Origin of the sequence: Micromonospora salmantinae, from assembly GCF_022230905.1 — a bacterium.
In the GTDB taxonomy this organism is placed as follows: Bacteria; Actinomycetota; Actinomycetes; order Mycobacteriales; family Micromonosporaceae; genus Micromonospora; species Micromonospora salmantinae.
The window spans coordinates 57445-77249 of sequence record NZ_JAKKFG010000014.1; the positions used below are offsets into that span (position 1 = coordinate 57445).

General features: G+C 72.2%; 12 protein-coding genes. 11 read left to right on the plus strand and 1 reads right to left on the minus strand.

Features of this window, described 5'->3' with window-relative positions; all coding sequences use genetic code 11:
- Positions 1 to 1149 precede the first annotated feature (1149 nt).
- The 7 genes from PSH03_RS13435 (at position 1150) to PSH03_RS13465 (ending at position 15218) form a co-directional block, all read left to right on the plus strand.
- The gene (locus tag PSH03_RS13435; RefSeq protein WP_238689304.1) at positions 1150 to 4029 is read left to right on the plus strand and encodes an ATP-binding protein; all 2880 of its coding nucleotides are present in this window, start codon (positions 1150 to 1152) and stop codon (positions 4027 to 4029) included.
- A 151-nt stretch (positions 4030 to 4180) separates the two neighbouring features.
- A complete protein-coding gene (locus tag PSH03_RS13440; protein ID WP_238689305.1) occupies positions 4181 to 5206 on the plus strand; it encodes a hypothetical protein in 1026 nt (341 codons plus the stop codon).
- Between the two features lie 151 nt (positions 5207 to 5357).
- A complete protein-coding gene (locus PSH03_RS13445) occupies positions 5358 to 7634 on the plus strand; it encodes a TOMM precursor leader peptide-binding protein (RefSeq protein WP_210781271.1) in 2277 nt (758 codons plus the stop codon).
- 80 nt (positions 7635 to 7714) lie between these two features.
- Entirely contained in the window at positions 7715 to 9178 is a 1464-nt protein-coding gene (locus PSH03_RS32850) for a SagB/ThcOx family dehydrogenase (protein WP_238689306.1), read from the plus strand.
- Entirely contained in the window at positions 9175 to 9984 is an 810-nt protein-coding gene (locus PSH03_RS13455) for an HlyD family efflux transporter periplasmic adaptor subunit (RefSeq protein WP_210781269.1), read from the plus strand. Before PSH03_RS32850 ends, PSH03_RS13455 begins: the two co-directional genes overlap by 4 nt.
- A complete protein-coding gene (locus PSH03_RS13460; RefSeq protein ID WP_238689307.1) occupies positions 9981 to 12161 on the plus strand; it encodes an NHLP family bacteriocin export ABC transporter peptidase/permease/ATPase subunit in 2181 nt (726 codons plus the stop codon). The genes PSH03_RS13455 and PSH03_RS13460 overlap by 4 nt, the downstream gene beginning before the upstream one ends.
- A gap of 24 nt (positions 12162 to 12185) precedes the next feature.
- Positions 12186 to 15218, plus strand: coding sequence for an ATP-binding cassette domain-containing protein (locus PSH03_RS13465; RefSeq protein ID WP_238689308.1), 3033 nt, complete (start codon positions 12186 to 12188; stop codon positions 15216 to 15218).
- 8 nt (positions 15219 to 15226) lie between these two features.
- Here PSH03_RS13465 and PSH03_RS13470 read toward each other — a convergent pair whose 3' ends face one another.
- On the minus strand, positions 15227 to 15973 hold the full coding sequence (locus PSH03_RS13470; RefSeq protein ID WP_238689309.1) for a MerR family transcriptional regulator: 747 nt from the start codon (positions 15971 to 15973) through the stop codon (positions 15227 to 15229).
- Between the two features lie 357 nt (positions 15974 to 16330).
- On the opposite strand from PSH03_RS13470, the gene PSH03_RS13475 reads away from it, so the two are divergent.
- The 4 genes from PSH03_RS13475 to PSH03_RS13490 all read left to right on the plus strand — a co-directional run bounded on the left by PSH03_RS13475 (position 16331) and on the right by PSH03_RS13490 (position 19795).
- Positions 16331 to 16693 (plus strand): hypothetical protein, encoded by a 363-nt coding sequence (locus tag PSH03_RS13475; RefSeq protein ID WP_210781265.1) that lies wholly within the window; start codon positions 16331 to 16333, stop codon positions 16691 to 16693.
- Positions 16694 to 16839: 146 nt separating this feature from the next.
- On the plus strand, positions 16840 to 17214 hold the full coding sequence (locus PSH03_RS13480; protein WP_210781264.1) for a class IIb bacteriocin, lactobin A/cerein 7B family: 375 nt from the start codon (positions 16840 to 16842) through the stop codon (positions 17212 to 17214).
- Positions 17215 to 17241: 27 nt separating this feature from the next.
- Positions 17242 to 18408, plus strand: coding sequence for a YcaO-like family protein (locus PSH03_RS13485; protein ID WP_210781263.1), 1167 nt, complete (start codon positions 17242 to 17244; stop codon positions 18406 to 18408).
- Positions 18401 to 19795, plus strand: coding sequence for a TfuA-like protein (locus tag PSH03_RS13490; protein WP_238689310.1), 1395 nt, complete (start codon positions 18401 to 18403; stop codon positions 19793 to 19795). Before PSH03_RS13485 ends, PSH03_RS13490 begins: the two co-directional genes overlap by 8 nt.
- Positions 19796 to 19805 lie beyond the last annotated feature (10 nt).

A 19805-nucleotide genomic window follows, 5' to 3' on the forward strand; every position in this document is an offset into this window, starting at 1 on the left:
GGGCTTTAAGTTTGTCTATGGGGTTTTGAACCGCGGAACCGATTGGGCCCCAGCTTCTGAATGCGGATCTTGCCGCAGGTGCCGACGGGTAGTTCAGGTCGGGTCGTGGGCTCAGCGCTCCGCGTCGGTGTGGTCGTCGAGCCAGCGTTCGACTTCGCTGCACGACGGCACCGTCGTCACCAGCGGCGGAGGCATCGGATGGGCATGGGCGACCTCTCTGTTGGCGTTCACCCTCCACGGGGCCGGGCTGGTCCGCCTTCCGAGCCGGCCTCGGTTGCTAATGTCCGACCTGGTCCCGGAGGTCGACGGAGTACCGCCGTACGTCGCTCAATAGCTCTCGATCGATCCCACCCGGCGACTGCCGCGGCTCATTGTCAACGACGGCCGAAAAGTCTTGACGCGCCGACGACAGCTCGCATCGCCAGAGGGCTCTGTGGCAGCGATTCACATCGGCAGGACCAGCCGGCGGCGTAGGTGGGCCGTGATGGGGCAACTCCGGTCACCCTGACAGCAAGCGGCGGCTCAGGCCGTCTGGTTCGTCACGGGGGCGTAGCGCAGGGGGCAGGCGCTCGGCCCGATTCCGTCGGCTGGATGCCTGCGGCCTTCTGTGCTCGTCTCTTATGCGCCTTGTTGCGTCTGCATGTTGCTGTTCGCATGTTGAAAATTGGCGGCAGGGGGCCAGTTCTGGCGGTGGGATTCCAGTCAATTGCGCTGTGGGAATCCTTTGCCGTCGGCTCATAGCGTGGGATGAGCGTCACGACTGAGGGGCAAAGGTGGGAATATGACCGCTTCGAGCGATTCGATATGGACGGCCATTATCTTGGCGATATCAGATTTGGCGCGGCCCTCCGATGATTGTCCAGGTGGGCTGGGCGGAGCCCCCGGAGCTCGGCAGCGGCCCGAGGCTCGTTGGCGATAGCCCTGGCGCAGTAGATGACAGGTGATTTATTGGGTTTCATGGACATCATTCCGCGCTTCTGGCTGTCGGTCCTTTTCTGCCGGTTGTGGTGCGATGTCGGAAAGAACTGCATCTCGACGCCACCTGTCAAATAGGGGTTGGCCGCGCCGGTTTGTTTCGACAATTGGCGGTGCTCCGGTATAGTGCGACCAATTCCCATTGAGTGTGCCGGAAGGCGTCTGGTCTGCGTGATGACACCTGGGCTGGAAAGCGCATCATCGAGCCCGCGCTTCGTCGGGCGACGACCACAGTTGGCACGTATCGGGAGAGCCCAGGCCACCGTGCTGAACCGTGGCTGGCAGATGGTTTGCGAGGTGGTCGGAGAGCCGGGCATCGGCAAGACCCGGTTCGTCCGCGAGGCCCTGGAGCGGTGCGACTCCACCGTCCCCTGGGCCGTCGGGACCTGTTCGCCGGATGAGCGAGGAGTCCCCTTCCATGTGTTTCGACATGCCTTCACCGAGGGGCAGTCACTCCGACGCGGGGTGCGTGCTGGACGGCCCACTGGGGAGAGCTGGGCGGAGTCCGTCGCCGCGGTGCCAGCGGCGCCGGCGCGGGCATCGGACGCCCGGCGGTTCCGGACTTACCAGCTGGCCCGCCGGCTGATCGGCCTGGCGGCACGGGACGGTCTGGTGCTGGTCCTCGACGACCTGCACTGGGCAGATGCCTCCTCCACCGGTCTGATCGCCCACCTGCTGCGGTATCCGGTGCCCGCCCCGCTGCTGCTCGTGCTCGTCTACCGCCCGCGGCAGATGGCGACTCCGATGCCGTTCGGACTACCGGATCCCGACAAGCACGCCGATGCGGAACCGACGTCACACGACCGGATCGAACTTCGCCCTCTCAGCCTCGCCGAGGTCGCGCTCCTGCACCCCCACACCGACCAAGTGGAGCTGCGCGCCCGGTACGACCTGACCGAGGGCAACCCCGGTTACCTGGCGGTGCTGCCGAGCGACCCCACCTCGAACAGCGCAGACCCGATCCGTGAAGCACAGGGTGGCCGGCTGTCCGACGCGGCGGTGGCCGTGCTGCGCCGCGAGTGGACGGACCTACCCCCCGTCGAGCTGGCCTGTCTGCGGGCCGGGGCGATCGTCGATGCGCCCTTCACCGCGGACCTGCTCGCCGAGGTTGCGCAGGTCCCGACGTCACTGGCGGTCGAGGCCTGCTGGCGGCTGGCCCGGCTTGACCTGATCCGCCGCGTCCCCGGCACTGGACGGTTCGCCTCCCGACACCCGGTGCTGCGGATGGCGGTCGCTCAGGACACCGACACGCAGTGGCAGGTGGAGGCGAGTGTGCGGGCGCTCACCGCGCTGGTCGATCTGGGCGCGCCACCCGCGGAACGGGCCCGCTACGCGGAGCGCCTGCTCGCCCTGCCAAACGGCGGCTGGGTCGACCGCTGCGTCAACGTGCTCTGCCGGGCCGCTCAGGAGGTCCGGCGCGAGACGCCGGACCTGGCCATCCGCTGGCTGCGGCTGGCGCTGCGTGCGCTGCGGCCGACGGCCGGTCTGACGCAACGTCGTCAGGACGTCTCGCTCGCGCTGGCCGAGATCACCGGGGAGGCGGGGAATCTGGCCGAGAGCAGGGCCCTGCTCCAGGAGATCGTGCCGCTGTTCTCCGCCGACCCGGAGGGACGGCGGGCGCAGGCAGTAGCTCTCTGGGCGCGTGTGGAACGTCTGCTCGGCAACTACGCGGAGGCGGTGGCCATCAGCCGGCGGGAGTTGTCCGCCCTGCCAGCCGATGCTGGACCTAGCGACGGCTACCGCCTCGCCACCGAGATCGGCGTCGCCGGCATCCTGGCCGGCCGCCCCGTGACCGGGCTGCCCGACGTGCTCAGCGGAGATCTCGGCGGCTCCGGCGCGGACCGGGCCAGCCTGCTGGCGGTGCGTAGTCTGGCCGCCGCCCTCGACGGCGCACTCGACGCCGCCCAGGGCTTGCTCGATGCCAGCGCCCGGATCGTCGACTCGCTGCCGGATCGGGACGTGCGGGACCACCCCGACTGCTTCACCGCACTCGGCCTGAGCGAGTTGTACCTCGAACGGCAGGCCGACGCGGTGCGGCACCTCGACCGAGGGCTGACGCTCGTCCGCGCCTCGCACCGCGACGACGGACTGTGCCAGCTGCTGCTCGGTCGTAGTCAAGTGGCCTACCACGGCGGGCAGCTGAACGCCGCCATCGGATTGGCTACCGAGGCGGGCATCGTTGCCCGGCGCATCGGCAGTCGCGACCTGCTGAGCTTCGCCCTGGCGTTCGAGGCGGAGGCGACGGCGTGGCGTGGTGGCCTTCGGGACGACGATCGGGCGGTGGCGCTGGCCCGCAGCGCCGCCGGAATCGCCACCGACCTCGCCACCTGGTGCGGTCGTACCGCCGCGACGGCGCTGGCGACCGCGGCGCTGCTGTCGGGTGATCCGGCGACCTGTGCCGAACTGGTGCGCTCAGCCGGCGGCGACAGCCGGCTGAGCCGTCTCCAGACGTCCCTCCGGCCCAGGTGGTACGAGCTGCTCTGCGCCGCCGCGCTCGTCGCGGGCGACGTGGCCGACGCCGAGCGGCAGGCGCGGCTGGCATTGGCCGAGGCGGATCAGGTCGGTCTGCCCGGGCAGCGGGGCTTCGCCGAGTCGGCGTACGGCGAGGTGCTGCTCGCCCGCGGCGAGGTCCGGGCGGCGCTGCTGCACCTGGAGACCGCGGCCGACCTGTTCCGCGCCGGCGGGATGGTGCTACGGCGCAGCCTTGCCCTGGCCTCCCTGGCCCGGGCAGCCGAAGCCGCCGACCAGGCCGGCCTGGCGGCGCGGGCCCGCCGCCGGGCGCTGGAACTGGCCGGGTGGTGCGGAACGGAACGGGTCGGCCTGCGACTGGCCCGTCCGGTCGGCCCGCGCGAGGTCGCCGCCCTGACCGACCGGGAGTGGCACATCGCGCGGCTGGCGGCGACCGGGGCCACCAGCCGACTGATCGGGCGGCAGCTGAACATCAGCCCCCGCACGGTTGAGGCGCACCTGACCCGCCTCTACCGCAAAACGGGCGTCGCGTCCCGGTCGGGCCTGGCCGCCTGGGTCGCTCGTCTCGATGACACCGATCGATGACTGCAATCCAGGCCGGATGACGTCGTTCGGTGCAACGTCGACAGGCCGGGCAGCACGAGGCCGCGCCGCCACCGTCGTAGCCGGACAGCCGCTCACATACTCGACTGCATCGGGCGCGATTCCCGTGGACCGGTGGTGGATGGAGGACGAGATGCTGGGCAGAAGATCCGTCAGGAGCCCGCGTACCCTCGCCGCGCCGGTGCCGGCGATGCCGTTCGCCGCCGCCACGGTGGCGCTGCTCGTGCTGACCGGCTGTGGTGGTGAGCCAGTGGACGCGGCCACCCCGGCGCCCCACGGTTCGGCCACTTTCGGTCGGGACCGGGCCGCGCTCGTGCTCACCGCCTTCGACCAGGCCGACTCGGCCGCCTCGGTGGCCGGTGACGTCGAGGCGCTGCGGGCGCAGGAGGTTTCGCCCTCGCTGGACCTCAGCATCGCCGCAGTACGTCGGGCCGCGTACAACCAGCGTGCGCAACCGTCCTTCCAGCACATAAACCCGGTCTTCGCGGTGCCACCCGCCGACCCGGCTTGTTTCCTCGCCACGGCGACTCTCCGGCTGACCGGCTCGGAGCTTGCGCCCACGGACGTCAGCCAGTTCGTGCTCAGTGCTGACGGCCAGTGGAAGCTCAGCCACAACGTTCAGGTCACCCAACCTTCGCTGGTGGTCGCCCGGAGCATCGACGGCCGGCCGGCTACCGCGGGCGGCGCCGCCCTGGACGAGACCAGCCGTCGGGCCCTCGCCGCCGAGGTGTTCGCCCGCAGCATCGGGTCCACGACGGGCAACCGGTCCCTCGTCGTGTCGAGCCCGCTGCTCGACGGCCAGTTCGCCGGCGGTTGGGAGGTCTACGGGCAGCAGCTCGCCGGTGTCGGCGGGGCCGTGCAGCGGACGATGGACCGGGTGGAGTGGTCCGACTGCGCGGTCGCGGTGCCGACCGGCACACTCACCTTCTTGACGATCCACGCCACCGACACGCTGCGCCCGGCGCCCGGCGGTCCGGCCACCGTCCGATTGGAACCGCAGAGCCCGGACCTGATCGCCACCGGTCACCTCAAGGCGATCAGCGGAAAGTCGATCCGGGTCACCCGGGTGGAGACCTTCGTGCTGCTTGTGCCGGCACAGACCGTCGGCACATCAGTGCTGGGGCTCAACGACACCGCGCTGACCGTCACCGCCGACTGACCCTGCCGCCGAGCGTCCACGGCGTCGGCGACGGCAGAAACCGGTGGCATCACTCGGATTGGACGCCACCGGACCGCGACGATGACAGCAGCCGTGATCGCCGGCGGGGCCGGCGGTGCCGCGGTCCGGCCACGAAGCTCGGGAGGAACCCATGTGGCGTCCGCGCTTCCGATCGGACTACGTGCCGGTGCGGCTGCCCGACGGTCCGCTCGTGGTGCTGGGGGAGACCCGCAGCCTACTCATCGACGACCCGGTCGCCGCGGACCTGGCCGAGCAGCTCGACGGTGCCGCCCCGTTGGCCGACGTGGTGGCCCGGCTGGCCACCCGACACCCGGTCACCGCCGTCGCCGCAGCCCTCGCCCGGCTGCGCGATCACGGCCTTCTGGTGTCCGGTCCGGCGCACACCTCGGCAGCCGAGGCCGCCGGCTGGGACGCCCGGGGTGTGCCGCCCGACGTCGGGCGGCGGTGGATGGCCGGGGGACGGGTCACCATCGTGGACCTCGGGGCGCCGCGGGTGGCCGAGACCGCCGACGCGCTGCGTGCCCTAGGCCTCGCCCCGACAGTGGTCGGGCCGGACGCACCGGACCCGGGCCCGGGCAACGCCCAGGTGCTGGTGCTGCCGTCGTCGATGCTCGACTCCCGGCTGGCGCTGATCAACGACCGCCACCTGGCCGCCGGTCGCGCGTGGACGCTGGCCCGGCCACACGGCAACGTCGTCTTCCTCGGCCCGCACCTCGTGCCGGGCCGTACCGGCTGCTGGGCCTGCCTGCGCCAACGCTGGCAGGAGAACGAACAGGTGAACGCCTTCCTCGACGGGCAGGACCTGGCCGCTCCGCTGCCGCAGCCCGGCCGCGCGGTCCTGCCCGGACTGGCCACCATGGCGGCCGGGCTGCTCGCTGCGGAGTTCGCCGTGCTCGCCGTCCGGGGCGCGTCACCCCGTCTCACCGGCCGGATGGTCGCCCTGGACACCCGGGACCTGAGCACGGAGAGCCACCAACTGGTACGCCAGCCGCAGTGCCCCGCCTGCGGTAACCCGGACCTCGTCCGCAAGGCCGAGCCACGGATCGACCTGCCACCGAGTGGCGCCCAGCCCAGTCGGGCCGGGGACTCGCGTGTCCGGGAACCCGCCGAGGCGTACGCCGCGCTCGTCCACCATGTCAGCCGGTATCTGGGCGTGGTGAGCCGGCTGACCCCGCTGGAGACGACCGACAACGGCGTCACCCACACCTACTCGGCCGGGCACAACTTCGCCCAGCCCCGCCAGCTCGCCGCGCTGCGCCGCAATCTGCGCGGGCAGAGCGGCGGCAAGGGCCGGACCGACCTGCAGGCCCGGATGAGCGCGGTCGGGGAGGCGGTGGAACGCTACTGCGGGGTGTGGCGCGGCGACCGCCCGGTGCACCGGGCGACCTACCGGCAGCTCGGTCCGGACCGCGCGGTACACCTGCGGGAGCTGCTGCTCTTCTCGGAACGCCAGTACGCCGACCGGCACCGGCTCAACCGCGACCTCGGCCACCTGCACCGCATTCCCCGCCCGCTGCCCGACGAGGTGGAGCTGGACTGGACCACGGGCTGGTCGCTGACCCGGCAGACACCGCGCGAGCTGCCCGCCGCGCACTGCTGGTACGGGCATCCGGAGCTGACCGGGCTGGGGGTGTGCTCGGCCGACTCCAACGGCTGCGCGGCCGGCGGCAACCTGTCCGAGGCAATCATGCAGGGCATCTGCGAACTCGTGGAGCGGGACAGCGTGGCCCTGTGGTGGTACCACCGATCCCGGATGCCCGGGGTGGACCTCGCCTCGTTCGGTGACCCGTGGACGGCCGCCTGCGTCGACCATCACACCACCGCGCTGGGCCGCGAACTGTGGGCCCTCGACCTGACCGCCGACCTCGGCGTACCCACGTTCGCCGCGGTGTCCCGGCGGGTCGACCGAGGGCCGGAGGACGTCCTGGTCGGCTTCGGCGCGCACCTGGACGCGCGGGTCGCGCTGACCCGGGCGCTCACCGAGGTGAACCAGTTCCTGCCCGCTGTCGCCGGTCCCACCTCCGCCCGCAACCGGTACGGCGTCGACGACCCGGACACCGCGCGTTGGTTCGGCACCGTGCGGGTGGCCGACCAGCCCTGGCTGACCCCGGATCCCACCCGGCCGTCGCGCACCGCGGCCGACCACCCGACGCTGACCACCGGCGACGTCGGGGATGACGTGCGTCGCTGTGTACGCCGGGTGGAACGGGCCGGCCTGGAGGTGATCGTCGTCGACCAGTCCCGTCCGGATGTCGACCTGGCGGTGGTGAAAGTCGTCGTGCCGGGCCTGCGGCACTTCTGGCGCCGGCTCGGTCCCGGCCGGCTGTGGGACGTGCCGGCCCGCCTCGGTCGGGGCCCACTGGCCGTCGACGAGACATCGGCCAATCCGCTGAACGTCTTCTTCTAGCCGGCGCTCCCGGGCCACCGGGACCGTGGGAAGGATGTGGGGATGGCCACCGTGGTGGACCCGGTCGCTCGGCGGTCATCGTGAGCGGCTCCGTCGGCGGTCCGCCGATTCAGGAGTCGTACCGGCTGCGCCGGGACGCTGAGCTGCGGCTCGGCGAGGACGGCTCGCTGACGCTGCGGCAGACCCGCTTCCAGCTCACCCTGGAGCAACCGGGCATGGGCCGGCGGGCGCTGCTGCTGCGGCTCGCCGCCGACTGGGTCAACGACGTCGAGGTCGGCCGGCTGATCAGCGGCCTGGAGGGAGAGAACCGGGTGTTGCCCGCGCAGTTGTTGTTGCGCCGGCTGCTCGCCCACTCCTGGCTGGAGCGCCGCGTACAGGTCGACGATCGGCCGCTGCTCGACCTGGTCCCCACCGGCCTGGGCCGGGGCAGTCTGCCGGAGGGTCGCCCACACACCCCCGGGGCCCGCTACCGGCTCTCCCGCTTCGCCGCCCTCCAGCACGAACGGGGCATGCTGGTGGCCGCATCACCGCTGAGCACCCTCGTTGTCGGCTGCGCCGACGCCGCCCTCGGCGCGGTACTGGCCGCCGCCGCGCCGGGCGTCGGACCCGAGACGGTGGCCCGCACGCTCGGCGTGCCGCCGGACGTCGCCGGACGGGTGCTCGACGAGCTGGCCACCGCCCGGATCCTGGTCACCGACGCCGAGTTCGAGGCGGAGTGCGACGACGCGCCGCTGGCCTACTGGTCGCCGGAGGAGCTGCGGCTGCACCACCGATCCCGGGCCGGCCGACACGCGCTGCCGGTGGGCGGAACCTACCGGATGCGGGGGAGCTTCACCCCGCAACCGCTGCGACGCCCGTACGACGGGGGTCGGGCGGTGGACCTGCCACTGCCGGACCTGGCGACGATCGCCAAAGCGGACCCCGCGTTCAGTCAGGTCGTCACGGACCGGCGCAGCGTGCGCGAACACGACGACACGGCGCCGCTGCCGCTGGAGCGGCTGGCGGAGTTCCTGCACCGGTCGCAGCACACCAGCGCCGTCGGCGAGGCCGGCGGGCAGGAGATCGGCCACCGGCCCTACCCGGGCGGCGGCGGTGTCTACGAGCTGGAGATCTACCCACTGGTCGCGCGCTGCGCCGGGCTCGACCCCGGGCTCTACCACTACGACGCCGTCGGGCACCGGCTGGAGCCGGTCGCCGGCTGGGGACCGGCCGCGGACCGGCTGCTGGCGTACGCCCGGGCGTCCGGCGCCCTGCCTCGGCCGCCGCAGACGGTCCTGGTGGTCACCGCCCGGGTCCAGCGGCTCATGTGGAAGTACGAAGGGATGAGCTACGCCATGATTCTCAAGGACGCGGGTGTGCTGACCCAGCAGATGTACCTCGTCGCCACCGCCATGGGGCTGGCGCCCTGCGCCCTCGGCGCCGGGGACTCCCAGGCCTTCGCCGAGTTGTCCGGGCTCGACCCGCTGGTCGAGCCGAGCGTGGCCGACTTCCTGCTCGGCTCCCGCCGCGCTCCCGGCCCGGCCGCGGCGCAGGGCCGGCCATGAAGTTCCGGCGGCAGGCGCTACGCCAGTTGGAAGCGCCCGAGCAACTGGACCGGGCGGTCCGGCTGACCACAGTGCCGAACTGGCTGGCCACCACCGCGCTGGTCATCGTCGTCGTCGCCGCAGGTGTCTGGTCGGTACGCACGGTGGTGCCCCGGACCGTCGAGGCGGCCGGGGTGCTGATCCACTCGAACGGGATCTCGGCCCTTGACGCGCTCGACAGCGGCCAGGTCACCAAGGTGTGGGCGGCACCGCACCAGCGGGTACCGAAGGGCACGCCCCTCTACAGCCTGCGCACGGCGGACGGCAAGGTGCGGGTGGAGACCGCGCCGGGTGACGCCTACGTCGTCGCCTGGCTGGTCTCGGAAGGCGAGATCGTCACCCCGGGTACGCACCTGGCCGACCTGGAACGGCTCGACACCGCCGGGGACGCGTTGCAGGCAGTCGTCTACGCCCCCGCGGTCGCCGCCCCGCTGCTGCAACCTGGTGTGACCGTCGAGGTGGCCGCCGCAGCCGCGCCGCGCAACGTGTTCGGCACCCTGGCCGGCCAGGTGACCACGGTCGGCGCCTTCCCGGAGACCGAGGCTTCGCTGCGCGCCTTCCTGGGCACCGGGTCGGACGTCCGGCGGCTGCTCGCCCGCGGCAGCGTGGTCCGGGTGACTGTCGCCCTGGAGCCCGACCCGGCCGCCCCGGGCGGCCTGCGCTGGACCAAGTCTCCGCCGCCGTTCCAGCTCAACTCGGCCAGCGAGGTCACCGCCTGGTTCACCGTGGACCAGGAACACCCGATCGACTGGTTGCTGCGCCGATGAGCGCGCCGACGACCGCCGTCAGCGGCACGGCGCTGCCCAGGATTCGGCGTCGACGGGTCCGTACGCCCACCCTGATCCAGATGGAGGCGGTGGAGTGCGGCGCCGCCGCGCTGGGGATCCTGCTCGCGCACCACGGTCGGCACGTGCCCCTTGAAGAGTTGCGCCGGGTGTGCGGCGTCAGCCGGGACGGCTCCACCGCGGCCACCGTGCTCAAGGGTGCCCGCCGCTACGGCATGGTGGCCAAGGGTTTCCAGATGGACCTGGCTGGCCTGGCCGCCGTGGCGTTACCGGCGGTGCTGTTCTGGCGCTTCGAGCACTTCGTGGTGTTGGAAGGGCTCGGCCGCAAGGTCTTCATCAACGATCCGGCCACCGGTCCCCGTGCGGTGAGCTGGGAGGAGTTCGACGGCGCCTTCACCGGCATCGTGCTCACCATGGAGCCCGGCCCCGAGTTTCGGCCCGGCGGCACCCGCTACCGGCTGCTGCGAGCGCTGGCCGAGCGGTGGCGTGGGCCGGGCTCGGCGATCGCGCAGATGCTGCTGCTCGGCCTGCTGATCGCCGTGGTCGGTCTGACCATCCCGGTGATGGCCAAGGTCTTCGTCGACCGGGTGCTGTTGCAGGAGGATCGGGCCGCGTTCGCCGGTCTGGTGGCGGCGGTGGCGGTGGCCACCGTGTTGACCTTCCTGGCCAGCCTGCTGCAGCAACGCCTGACCGTACGTGCGGAGACGGCGCTCGCCCTCGCCAGCGCCGCCCGGTTCTTCCGACATCTGCTGCGGCTGCCGCCGACCTTCTTCGACCAGCGGCAGGCCGCCGACCTCAGCCAGCGGGTCCGCGGCAACGAGGTGGTCGCCGAGGTGCTCACCCGCAGGACGGCCACCACGGTGGTGGACACCGGCCTGGTGCTGGCGTACGGGGCTCTGCTCTGCCATTACGACCTGCTGCTCGGACTGTGTGCGGTGGTCCTGGCCGGGCTGAACGTCAGCGTGCTGCGCTATGTCGCCTCGACCCGGTCCACCGCTGTCGCCGGTCTTCAGGCGGACCGCAGCAAGCTGGTGACGACGGTGTACACCACCGTCCAGATGATCGAGACGGTGAAGGCCGGCGGCGAGGAGGAACGCGCCGTGGCCCGGTTCGCGGCACGCCACGCCACCGTCGCCACCCGTCAGCAACGGCTGGGCGTGCCCACCGCGGTGCTCTCCGTCCTGCCGGCGCTGCTCGCCTCCGGGACCACCGCGGTGCTGCTGGGGCTGGGCAGCCGGCAGGTCGTGGCGGAGGCGATGAGCGTCGGCGTGCTGGTCGGCATGCAGAGCCTGGCCGCGGCGATGAACCGCCCGCTGGGCAACCTGACCGCGCTGGGCTCGCGGTTGCAGGACATGAGCGCCGACCTCAACCGGCTGCGTGACGTGGAACGGTATCCACTGCCGTCGGCCCAGGACCGACCCGCCCGACCGATGACGCCGATGGAGGGGCACCTGCGCATCGAGGAGGTCACCTTCGGCTACAACCCGTTGGGCCGTCCGCTGCTGGAGAATTTCAGCCTGGACCTGCCGCCGGGTGCCCGGGTGGCGCTGGTCGGGCGCTCGGGCAGTGGCAAGTCGACGGTCGGCCGGCTGGTCGCCGGGCTCTACCGCCCCTGGACCGGACGGGTCACCGTGGACGGACTTGAGCGGGCCGCGGCCGACGACGGGCTCTGGGCGGCCACCGTCGCCATGGTGGACCAGGACCAACGGCTGTTCGAGGGGACGGTCCGGGACAACGTCACCATGTGGGACCTTACGGTCGCCGATGAGGACGTCGTCACCGCGCTGACCGACGCGTGCCTCTACGACGAGGTCGCGGCCCGCCCGGGTGGCCTCGGCAGTCCGGTGCGGGAGAACGCCCGCAACTTCTCCGGTGGGCAGCGGCAGCGGCTGGAGATCGCCCGAGCGCTCGTACGCAATCCCCGGGTGCTGGTCCTGGACGAGGCCACCAGCGCGTTGGACGCCGAGACCGAACGTCGGATCGACCTGCACCTGCGCCGGCGGGGGGCGACCTGCCTGATCGTGGCCCACCGCCTGTCCACCGTCCGCGACTGCGACCTGATCGTCGTGCTGGACGGCGGCCGGGAGGTGGAGCGCGGCACCCACGAGCAGTTGGTCGCCCGGGACGGGGCGTACGCGCGCCTGGTCCGGGACCACTGACCACGACGATCCGAGGAGACGCTGATGAGTGGCGCGGTGGAGGATCCCCCGGCCGGCGGCCTGATCGGCTTCTGCGCGGACGGCGTACGCCAGGTCTGCCGCCTCGACGGCCCGGCGGCCGGCTGGCTGGTGACCGGCGGCGAGGCCGACCTGTTCGCGGTGCGCCGGGCCGGGATGAGCCCTTCGCGTCGTCACCATGTGGCCCGGCTGCCCGCGGGTGGCCTGGTGCCGACGTCCACCGCGATCGGCGCGTGGCAGTTGATCCTGGTGCCGCTGCCCGGCACGGAGCTGCGTGGGCTGTCCCGGCGTCACCTCTCCCTGCTGGAGCGGCATGTTCGGCTCGGCCGGGTGGCGGACCACGGGGCGTCGCTGCGGGCGCGGACCGCCGCGACTGAGCTGGTCGCGGCGGTTGACCTGGTGCTGGTCACCGTCGCCGACGCGCTGCGCCGCGGGCAGGCGCCCCGGGAGGCGTCAACCCTTCGCGGACGCGAGATCATTTCGCTGGCGCAGGGGAGTGCCCTCACCTCCACCGGCGGCGCCTGGTGGCTGCGCAGCGCCGGTGGACAACTGCGACGCAACGACGGTGGCCCGGCGGAGATGTCGGGGGAGCGGGAGCTGCTGCTGGTCGCCGAGCGGGACTGGGTGGTGGCCGAGTCGCCATGCGCGGTGGAGAGTCACGGCAGCTGGGACCTGCTGGTCAACGGTCAGCTCCGGTCGGCCGTCGACCAGCATGTGGCCCGGCTACTGCGGATGGTGGAGACCCGGATCGAGGAGGCCGACGCGGCGTTGCTGAGCGCCGTGCAGCGGCGCCGGGAGACCGACGCGGCGGTGCTCGCCGCGGCGGCCCGCCGGTCGATCGGGGTGATCGGCGCCGGCGGAGCGGTTCCGGTTCCCGACGGCGAGGCCGGCTTCGACCGGTATGGGCGGGCGGCCTCGGTGCTCCGGGTGGTCACCGAGGGGATGGGCAGCCCGATCAACGAGCCGGCTGACCGCAGCCGCGCGCCGCTGGACGACCGGGCGGCGGTGCACGCGGTGACCCGAGCTTCCAGCCTGTTCTTACGTGAGGTGCGGCTGCCGGACCGATGGTGGCGGCGGGACCTGGGGCCACTGGTGGGGTGGCGGGCCGGCGATGATCCGGAGCGCGCCGTCGCGGTGCCGCTGGTGTTCCGCCGGGGCCGTTACCACCACGTCGACCCGGACACCCGAGCGTACGCGCCGATCGACGCGACCGTGGCTGCGACGTTCGCCGCCGAGGCGACCGAGGTGCAGGCGCCGCTGCCGCCGACCGCTCGGATGCGCCACCTGCTGCGGGCCGGGCTGGTCGGTGCGTCCCGCGACGTACGGGGTCTGCTGTTCGCCGCCACCTGCGTGGCACTGCTGGGCCTGGGCGTGCCGCTGGCCACCGGCGAGGTGCTCGGCCAACTGGCCCGGCAGGGCGAGGTGAACGGCCTTGGCGGCTTCCTCGCGCTGATGCTCAGCGCTGCGGTGGTCGCGGGGCTGGTGGGTGTGGTGCAGAACCTGCGTCTGCTGCGGTTGGACGGCCGGATGCAGTCCGGCGCGCAGCTGGCGATCTGGGACCGGCTGATGCGGCTACCGGCCCGGTTCTTCGCCGGTCGCAGCAGCGGTGAGATCGCCAACTCGATGTTGGGGATCTCGTTCGTCGGTGAGGCGCTGAGCGCGCTGCTGCCGCAGCTCGTCTCGGCGGCCGCGACCGTCGCGGTGACCCTCGGCATGCTCCTGGTGGTCGAGCCCGTGCTCGGGCTGTGGGGAGCGGGGATCGTCGCCGTCACCATGCTGACCTTCGGCGCGTTCGCCGTGCTCATCGTCCGTCAGCAACGGTCCGCGCTGCCGGCCGAGCACCGGGCGGCGGCGATGACCAATCAACTGCTCGGCGGCATCGTCAAGATCAAACTGGCGGCGGCCGAAACCCGCGCCCACGCACGCTGGTCGGAGGTGGCCGCGACGGCCCGGGCGGCGCTGCAACGGGTCCGCCAGAGTCAGGCGGGCCTGGTCGCCTTCGGCACCGTGCTGCCGGTCGCCGGCCAACTGGTCCTGTTCGCCGTGCTGATGGGGCCGCTGACCGGCCGCGTCACGCCGGCCGACTTCTTCATCCTCAACGTCGGTTTCGCGATGCTGCTCGGCGCGCTGCTGGTGCTGGTCTCGGCCGGGGTCGAAGTGATCGCGGCAGTGCCCCGGCTGGGCAGCCTGCGGGAGATCCTGCGCGCCGAGCCCGAGGCGCGGCCGGACCGGGTGGATCCGGGCGAGTTGCGCGGCGAGATCGCGCTGCATCGGCTCACCTTCGCCTACCAGCCGGACGAGCCACCGGTGCTCGTCGACATCGACCTGCACGTCCGCCCGGGTGAGTTCGTCGCCATCGTCGGACCGAGTGGCTGCGGAAAGTCCACACTGCTCCGGTTGCTGCTCGGCTTTGAACGCCAGCAGCAGGGCGCGGTGCTCTACGACGGCCAGGACCTCTCCGAACTCGACGTCCACGCGGTCCGCCGGCAGTGCGGAGTGGTGCTGCAGGATGGTCAGCTCTTCGCCGGCTCGGTACGCGACAACATCTGCGGCGCCGGCAGCTTCCCACTCGACCAGGTCTGGGAGGCGGCCCGGATGGCGGGCCTCGCCGATGACCTGGAGGCGCTGCCGATGGGGATGAGCACGATGGTGCCGTTCGGCGGCGGGACGCTCTCCGTCGGGCAGCGTCAGCGAGTGCTGATCGCCCGCGCGCTGGCCCCGTTACCCCGGATCATCTTCCTCGACGAGGCGACGAGCGCTCTGGACAACCGGACCCAGGAGGTGGTCAGCCGGAGCACCGCGGCCCTGGCCGCGACCCGGGTGGTCATCGCCCACCGGTTGTCCACGGTCCGGGCGGCGGACACCATCGTGGTCCTCGAAGCAGGGCAGATCGTCCAGCGGGGTAGCTTCGACGAGTTGATGGAGCACCCGGAAGGGCTGTTCCACCGGTTGGCGCGGCGGCAACTGCTCACCGATCCGGAACCCTCCGACACCGTGCCGCAGAGCCGACAGGCGAACGGGCAGCCCGCGTCAAGCTGACGACCCGGTCAGCCGTTGTCGATGACCGTGCTGTCCTCCAGACACACGTCCGCGTCGAGGTGGTTCTCCAGCAGCTCGGCGATGTGCGCCTCCGACTGGTTCTCCACGGCGAGCCGGAACGCCTCGGTGAGCACGTTGACCACGCCCTGGGTCAGCAACAGGGTCTCCCGGTCGAGGTCGGCCCAGGACGACCGGGCGCCGCCGCGTACCAGCTCTGGGGCGAGGGTCAGCAGCCGGGCGGTGACGGCGGCGACCAGCTCGTCGGCCACCGGCCGGAGGCTGTCCAGCACCTCGCTGAGGGTCTGCAGTGCCGGCACCGTGCCCACCCGTACCCGGTGCAGATCCAGGGCCGCGCGCAGCGGGCGTGGCCGGACGGTGCGGACGGTGCCGTCGGTGGTCCGGCCGATCACGCCGTGCCGGGTCAGCGCGTGGGCCAGCGCGGGACGGTCGGCGGTCAGGCGTTGCAGCATCGCGGTGAGCCCGTCGGGCGCCTCGTCACTGGCCCGGACCCCGAGCATCGCCTCGATGGACACCAGGTTGAAGCCCTGCCGTTGCAGGGCGAGGATCGCGTCCAGTCGGCGGACGTGGGAGTCGTCGTAGAGCGCGGCCCGACCGTGGCGCACCGGCGGGGGCAGCAGCCGCCGGGCCTGGTGGGCTCGGATGTTGCGAGGCGACATCCCCACCTTGCGGGCGAGCTCGTCCACGCTGTACCCGATCGGGCCGCCGGGCGTCGTCGTCACCTCGTCGATGGTCACGGTGGCCTCCGGCAGCACTCGGTGAGCGGAACACGGCAACCCCGTCGAACCGCTGTCACGCTGTGCGGTCCGCCGATCGCAGCGTAGGTGTGGGCACCGGGCGGGTAAAAGGCGAGGAATTACTACTTGTCCACAGTGGTGACATTGATTAGGATCGCCATCCGCCGCAAGTCGCTGATTCCCAATTACCCGGCTTTCGCCGCAGCGCGACCTTTTCGCGGCCACATTCGATGAAATTCCCGCTCTCCGGGCGGACCGGATCCACCGGTGACCCACGATGAAGTGAAACCGGCGGCCCGGAACCTCCCGCGCTGCCTGTCGCCGCCTCCGGCGGCCGACCATCGAAGGGAGCAGGGTGTGACACCTGTCGATCGAGCGGTCTTCGTGGCCGCGTACAGCCGGCTGGTCGCCGACGTCTGGGCCGACCCGGTCAAGGAGCAGGCGCTCGACCGGGACCCGCGGGGGTTCCTCGCCGGCTACGGGCTCCAACTGTCCGAGGATGTGCAGGTCCGGGTGGTCCGGGACGTCGCCGACGCCGATCCGGATCTGGAGGTGCAGGTCGAGTCCTGGCAGCAGGCGGGCACCAGCGGCACCTTCGTGCTCTTCGTGCCGTCGCTGCTGCCGGTGGCTCAGGCGGAGTTGGCCGAGGACGAACTGGACAGCGTCGTCGCCGGCCTAGACCCCAGCTGTGCCTGCTGCTGCCCGTGCTGCTGCACCTGACACCGAAGTCTGCCGCGCATGAGCTGGCGCGGCAGATTCTGATGGCAGTCACAGCGAATCATTGATTGTCGAAGCTCGATTTTCGTAGCGTTCTCGCCACGGCGATCACCCCCCGTCTTGCAGCGACCCGAGGAAAGGACCGAACGATGAGCAACGACGAACAGGAATATGGCGCGAGGTTCGTGACGAAGTACTCGGAACTGGTCACCGCAGTGTGGCGCAGCGACGAGGAACTGCAGCGCCTGCTCGCCGACCCGACCGGCTACGCGACGGCGGCCGGCCTGCCGGTCGCCGCCGGCTCCCGGGTCGAGGTCGACCGCGCCCAGCCCGCCACGCTCTACACCAAGGACCAGGTCGTCGCCGACTGGGCTGGCACGCCCGGCCTGCACGTGCTGCACGTGCCCGAGGTGCCGCTGGTCGACCTCAACGAGCTGACCGAGGCCGAGTTGGAGACGGTCGCCGGCGGCGTGGCCCCGATCGCCGACAACAACGTCAACATCATCGCCGTCCTCATCCTCTGAGTTCCCCACCCCTCGCCGGGAGCCTCGATGACTGACACGACCGAGACCATCGCGTTCCGATCCGGCACCTACCGGACGGCCACCGTGGAGCAGACCTGGGAGCGGATCGGGGGCCTGCTCGACCGGTTCCGGATCACCCGGGTCGCCGACATAACCCGGCTCGACGAGATCGGCCTACCGGTGCACGTCGCCTACCGGCCGGTGGGAGCCACCATGGCGGTGAGCGTCGGCACCGGCGCCACGGCGACGCAGGCCCGGGTCAGCGCGGTCATGGAGAGCATCGAGTCCTGGCATGCCGAGAACCTCCGGCCGGGGACCGTCGTCCGGTCCCCGGCCGAGGCGCTCGACCTGCCCTACGACGTCCGGTGGCTGCACCTGGCGGAACGGTCACCCCTGACCCCCGCCGTCGAGCTCGACTGGGTGGCTGGCCGAGGGCTGGTGACCGGTGCGGACTGCCTGGTGCCCCGCGCCACCATCGAACTCGACTTCACCATCCGGCGGGGCTGGGACCGCGCCCTGTTCACCCCCAGCAGCAACGGGCTGGCCACCGGGAACACCTTCGCCGAGGCCAGCCTGCACGCTTTGCTGGAGGTCGTCGAGCGCGACTGCATCGCCCCGTACTGCACCTCACCGTTGGCCGAGCGCACCTACGCCGACCCGGGCACCGTCACCAACGTGATGACCCGCGCGGTGCACGAGGCGCTGGTGGCGGCCGGTTGCTGGGTGGAGGTCTGCGACATCACCAACGCGGTCGGCGTGCCCTGCTACGCCGCCTCGATCTGGTCGGAGGACCTGCCGGTCACCTTCGGCGGCTTCGGCTGCCACGTGGACCCGGAGATCGCCGTCGGTCGGGCCATGGCGGAGGCAGCGCAATCGCGGCTGGTCATGGTCTCCGGAGCCCGTGACGACATCGACGCCACCGCCTACCACGATGTCGGCGCACCGCCGGTGCCGCCGCCCACAGTCGACCGGCCCGTCCGGCCGGTCCGCCGGGATGCGCCACCCGTGGGGGACGTGACCCAGGTGCTGCGCGAGCTGGCGGCGCGGGTGCAACGGGTCACCGGCGTCGAGCCGTTCAGCGTCGACCTGACGCACGACGACATCGGCATTGCGGTGAGCAAGGTGTTCGCCCCCGGCCTGCGGATGTTCGACGAGCGGGCCCTGAGTACCCGACCAGGAGTGCCCCGTGACTGACGTCGTCTTCATCGGTCCGAGCCTCCCCGCCGACGAGGTCGGTCGGCTGCTGCCCGACGCGGTGGTGCTGCCGCCCGTCGCGCACGGCGACCTGCTCCGCCTGGACGTTGCCCCCGGCGACCGGGTCCTCGTCATCGACGGGTTCTTCCTGCAACACCCGCCGGTCCGCCACCGGGAGATCCTCGACCTGCTCGACCGTGGCGTGACCGTGGCCGGCGCCGCCAGCATGGGCGCACTGCGCGCCGCCGAGCTGTGGCCGTTCGGGATGCGGGGTGTGGGCGAGGTGTTCCGGCTCTACCGCGACGGGGTCGTCACGGGCGACGACGAGGTGGCCGTCGTGCACGGGCCCGCCGAGGAAGGCCACCGCGCCCTGAGCGTCCCGCTGGTGAACATCCGGGTCGCGCTGCGCCGCGCCGTCGCAGCCGGCGTACTCAGCGACGCCGAGGCGGTGCTGCTGCTGGACATCGGCCGGGACCTGCCCTTCCGGCGGCGGTCGTACCAGGCGCTGGAGCGCAGCGCGCCACCCGAGGCGGCGGCCGTGGTGGGCCGGTTCCTGACCTGGCACCGGCGCGACCCCTGCGACGCCAAGGGCGCCGACGCGCGGATGCTGCTGTCGATGGCGGCGGACAACGCGCCCGAGCTGTGCCCGGCGCACGCCGGCGACCAGCCGCTCGACAACCTGCACACCCGCTTTCTCGACAGCTGGCGCGCCCGGTTCGCCGGCGAGTCGGTCGGCGGGCACTGGGTCAGCGACCGGGAGGCCGCCGCGGTGCTGATGCTGCTGCATCCCGAGTCGGCGACCTGGCACCGGCGAGGGGTGCTGGCCGGGCTGGCAGAGGTCGACATCGACGACCCGATGGTCGAGGAGCGCGCCGGTGAGGTGGCCCACCGGCGAGGGCTGACCGGTGCGCCGCCGAGCGGGTGGGACTGGCTGACCGACCGGGAACGGGGTCTCGACGACCGCGAGGCGGTGCTGCGGGTGTTGGTGCGGGCGTTCGGCACCACGCCACACCGCAGCCTGGCTCTGTGGATGGTCGCGCCGCCGTTGCGTACCCCCGCGTTACTCACCGCGGCACGGCAGGTCGCGGCGACCGCGGCGTCGCTGAACGAGACGCTCGTCCCGCGTACGAAGGGGCATCGCCGACCGGGTGCTCGGCTGCACTTCCGCACCGAGATCGTCGACGCGTGCTTCGCGAGGCTGTGGGGCTGCGCCGCCGACGGGCTGGAAGCGGCGGCGTGGGACCGGGGCTTCGTCGACCTTGCGGCGTTCCGGTACGCCGCCGAACCGTTGGTCGCGTACATCAAGGCGTTCGGTGGCCCGCGACTGCCCGCGGTGGGCACGCGCACGCAGGACACCCTGGCCGGTTCCGCGGCCCGGGTCGGCTGAGGAGGAGTCG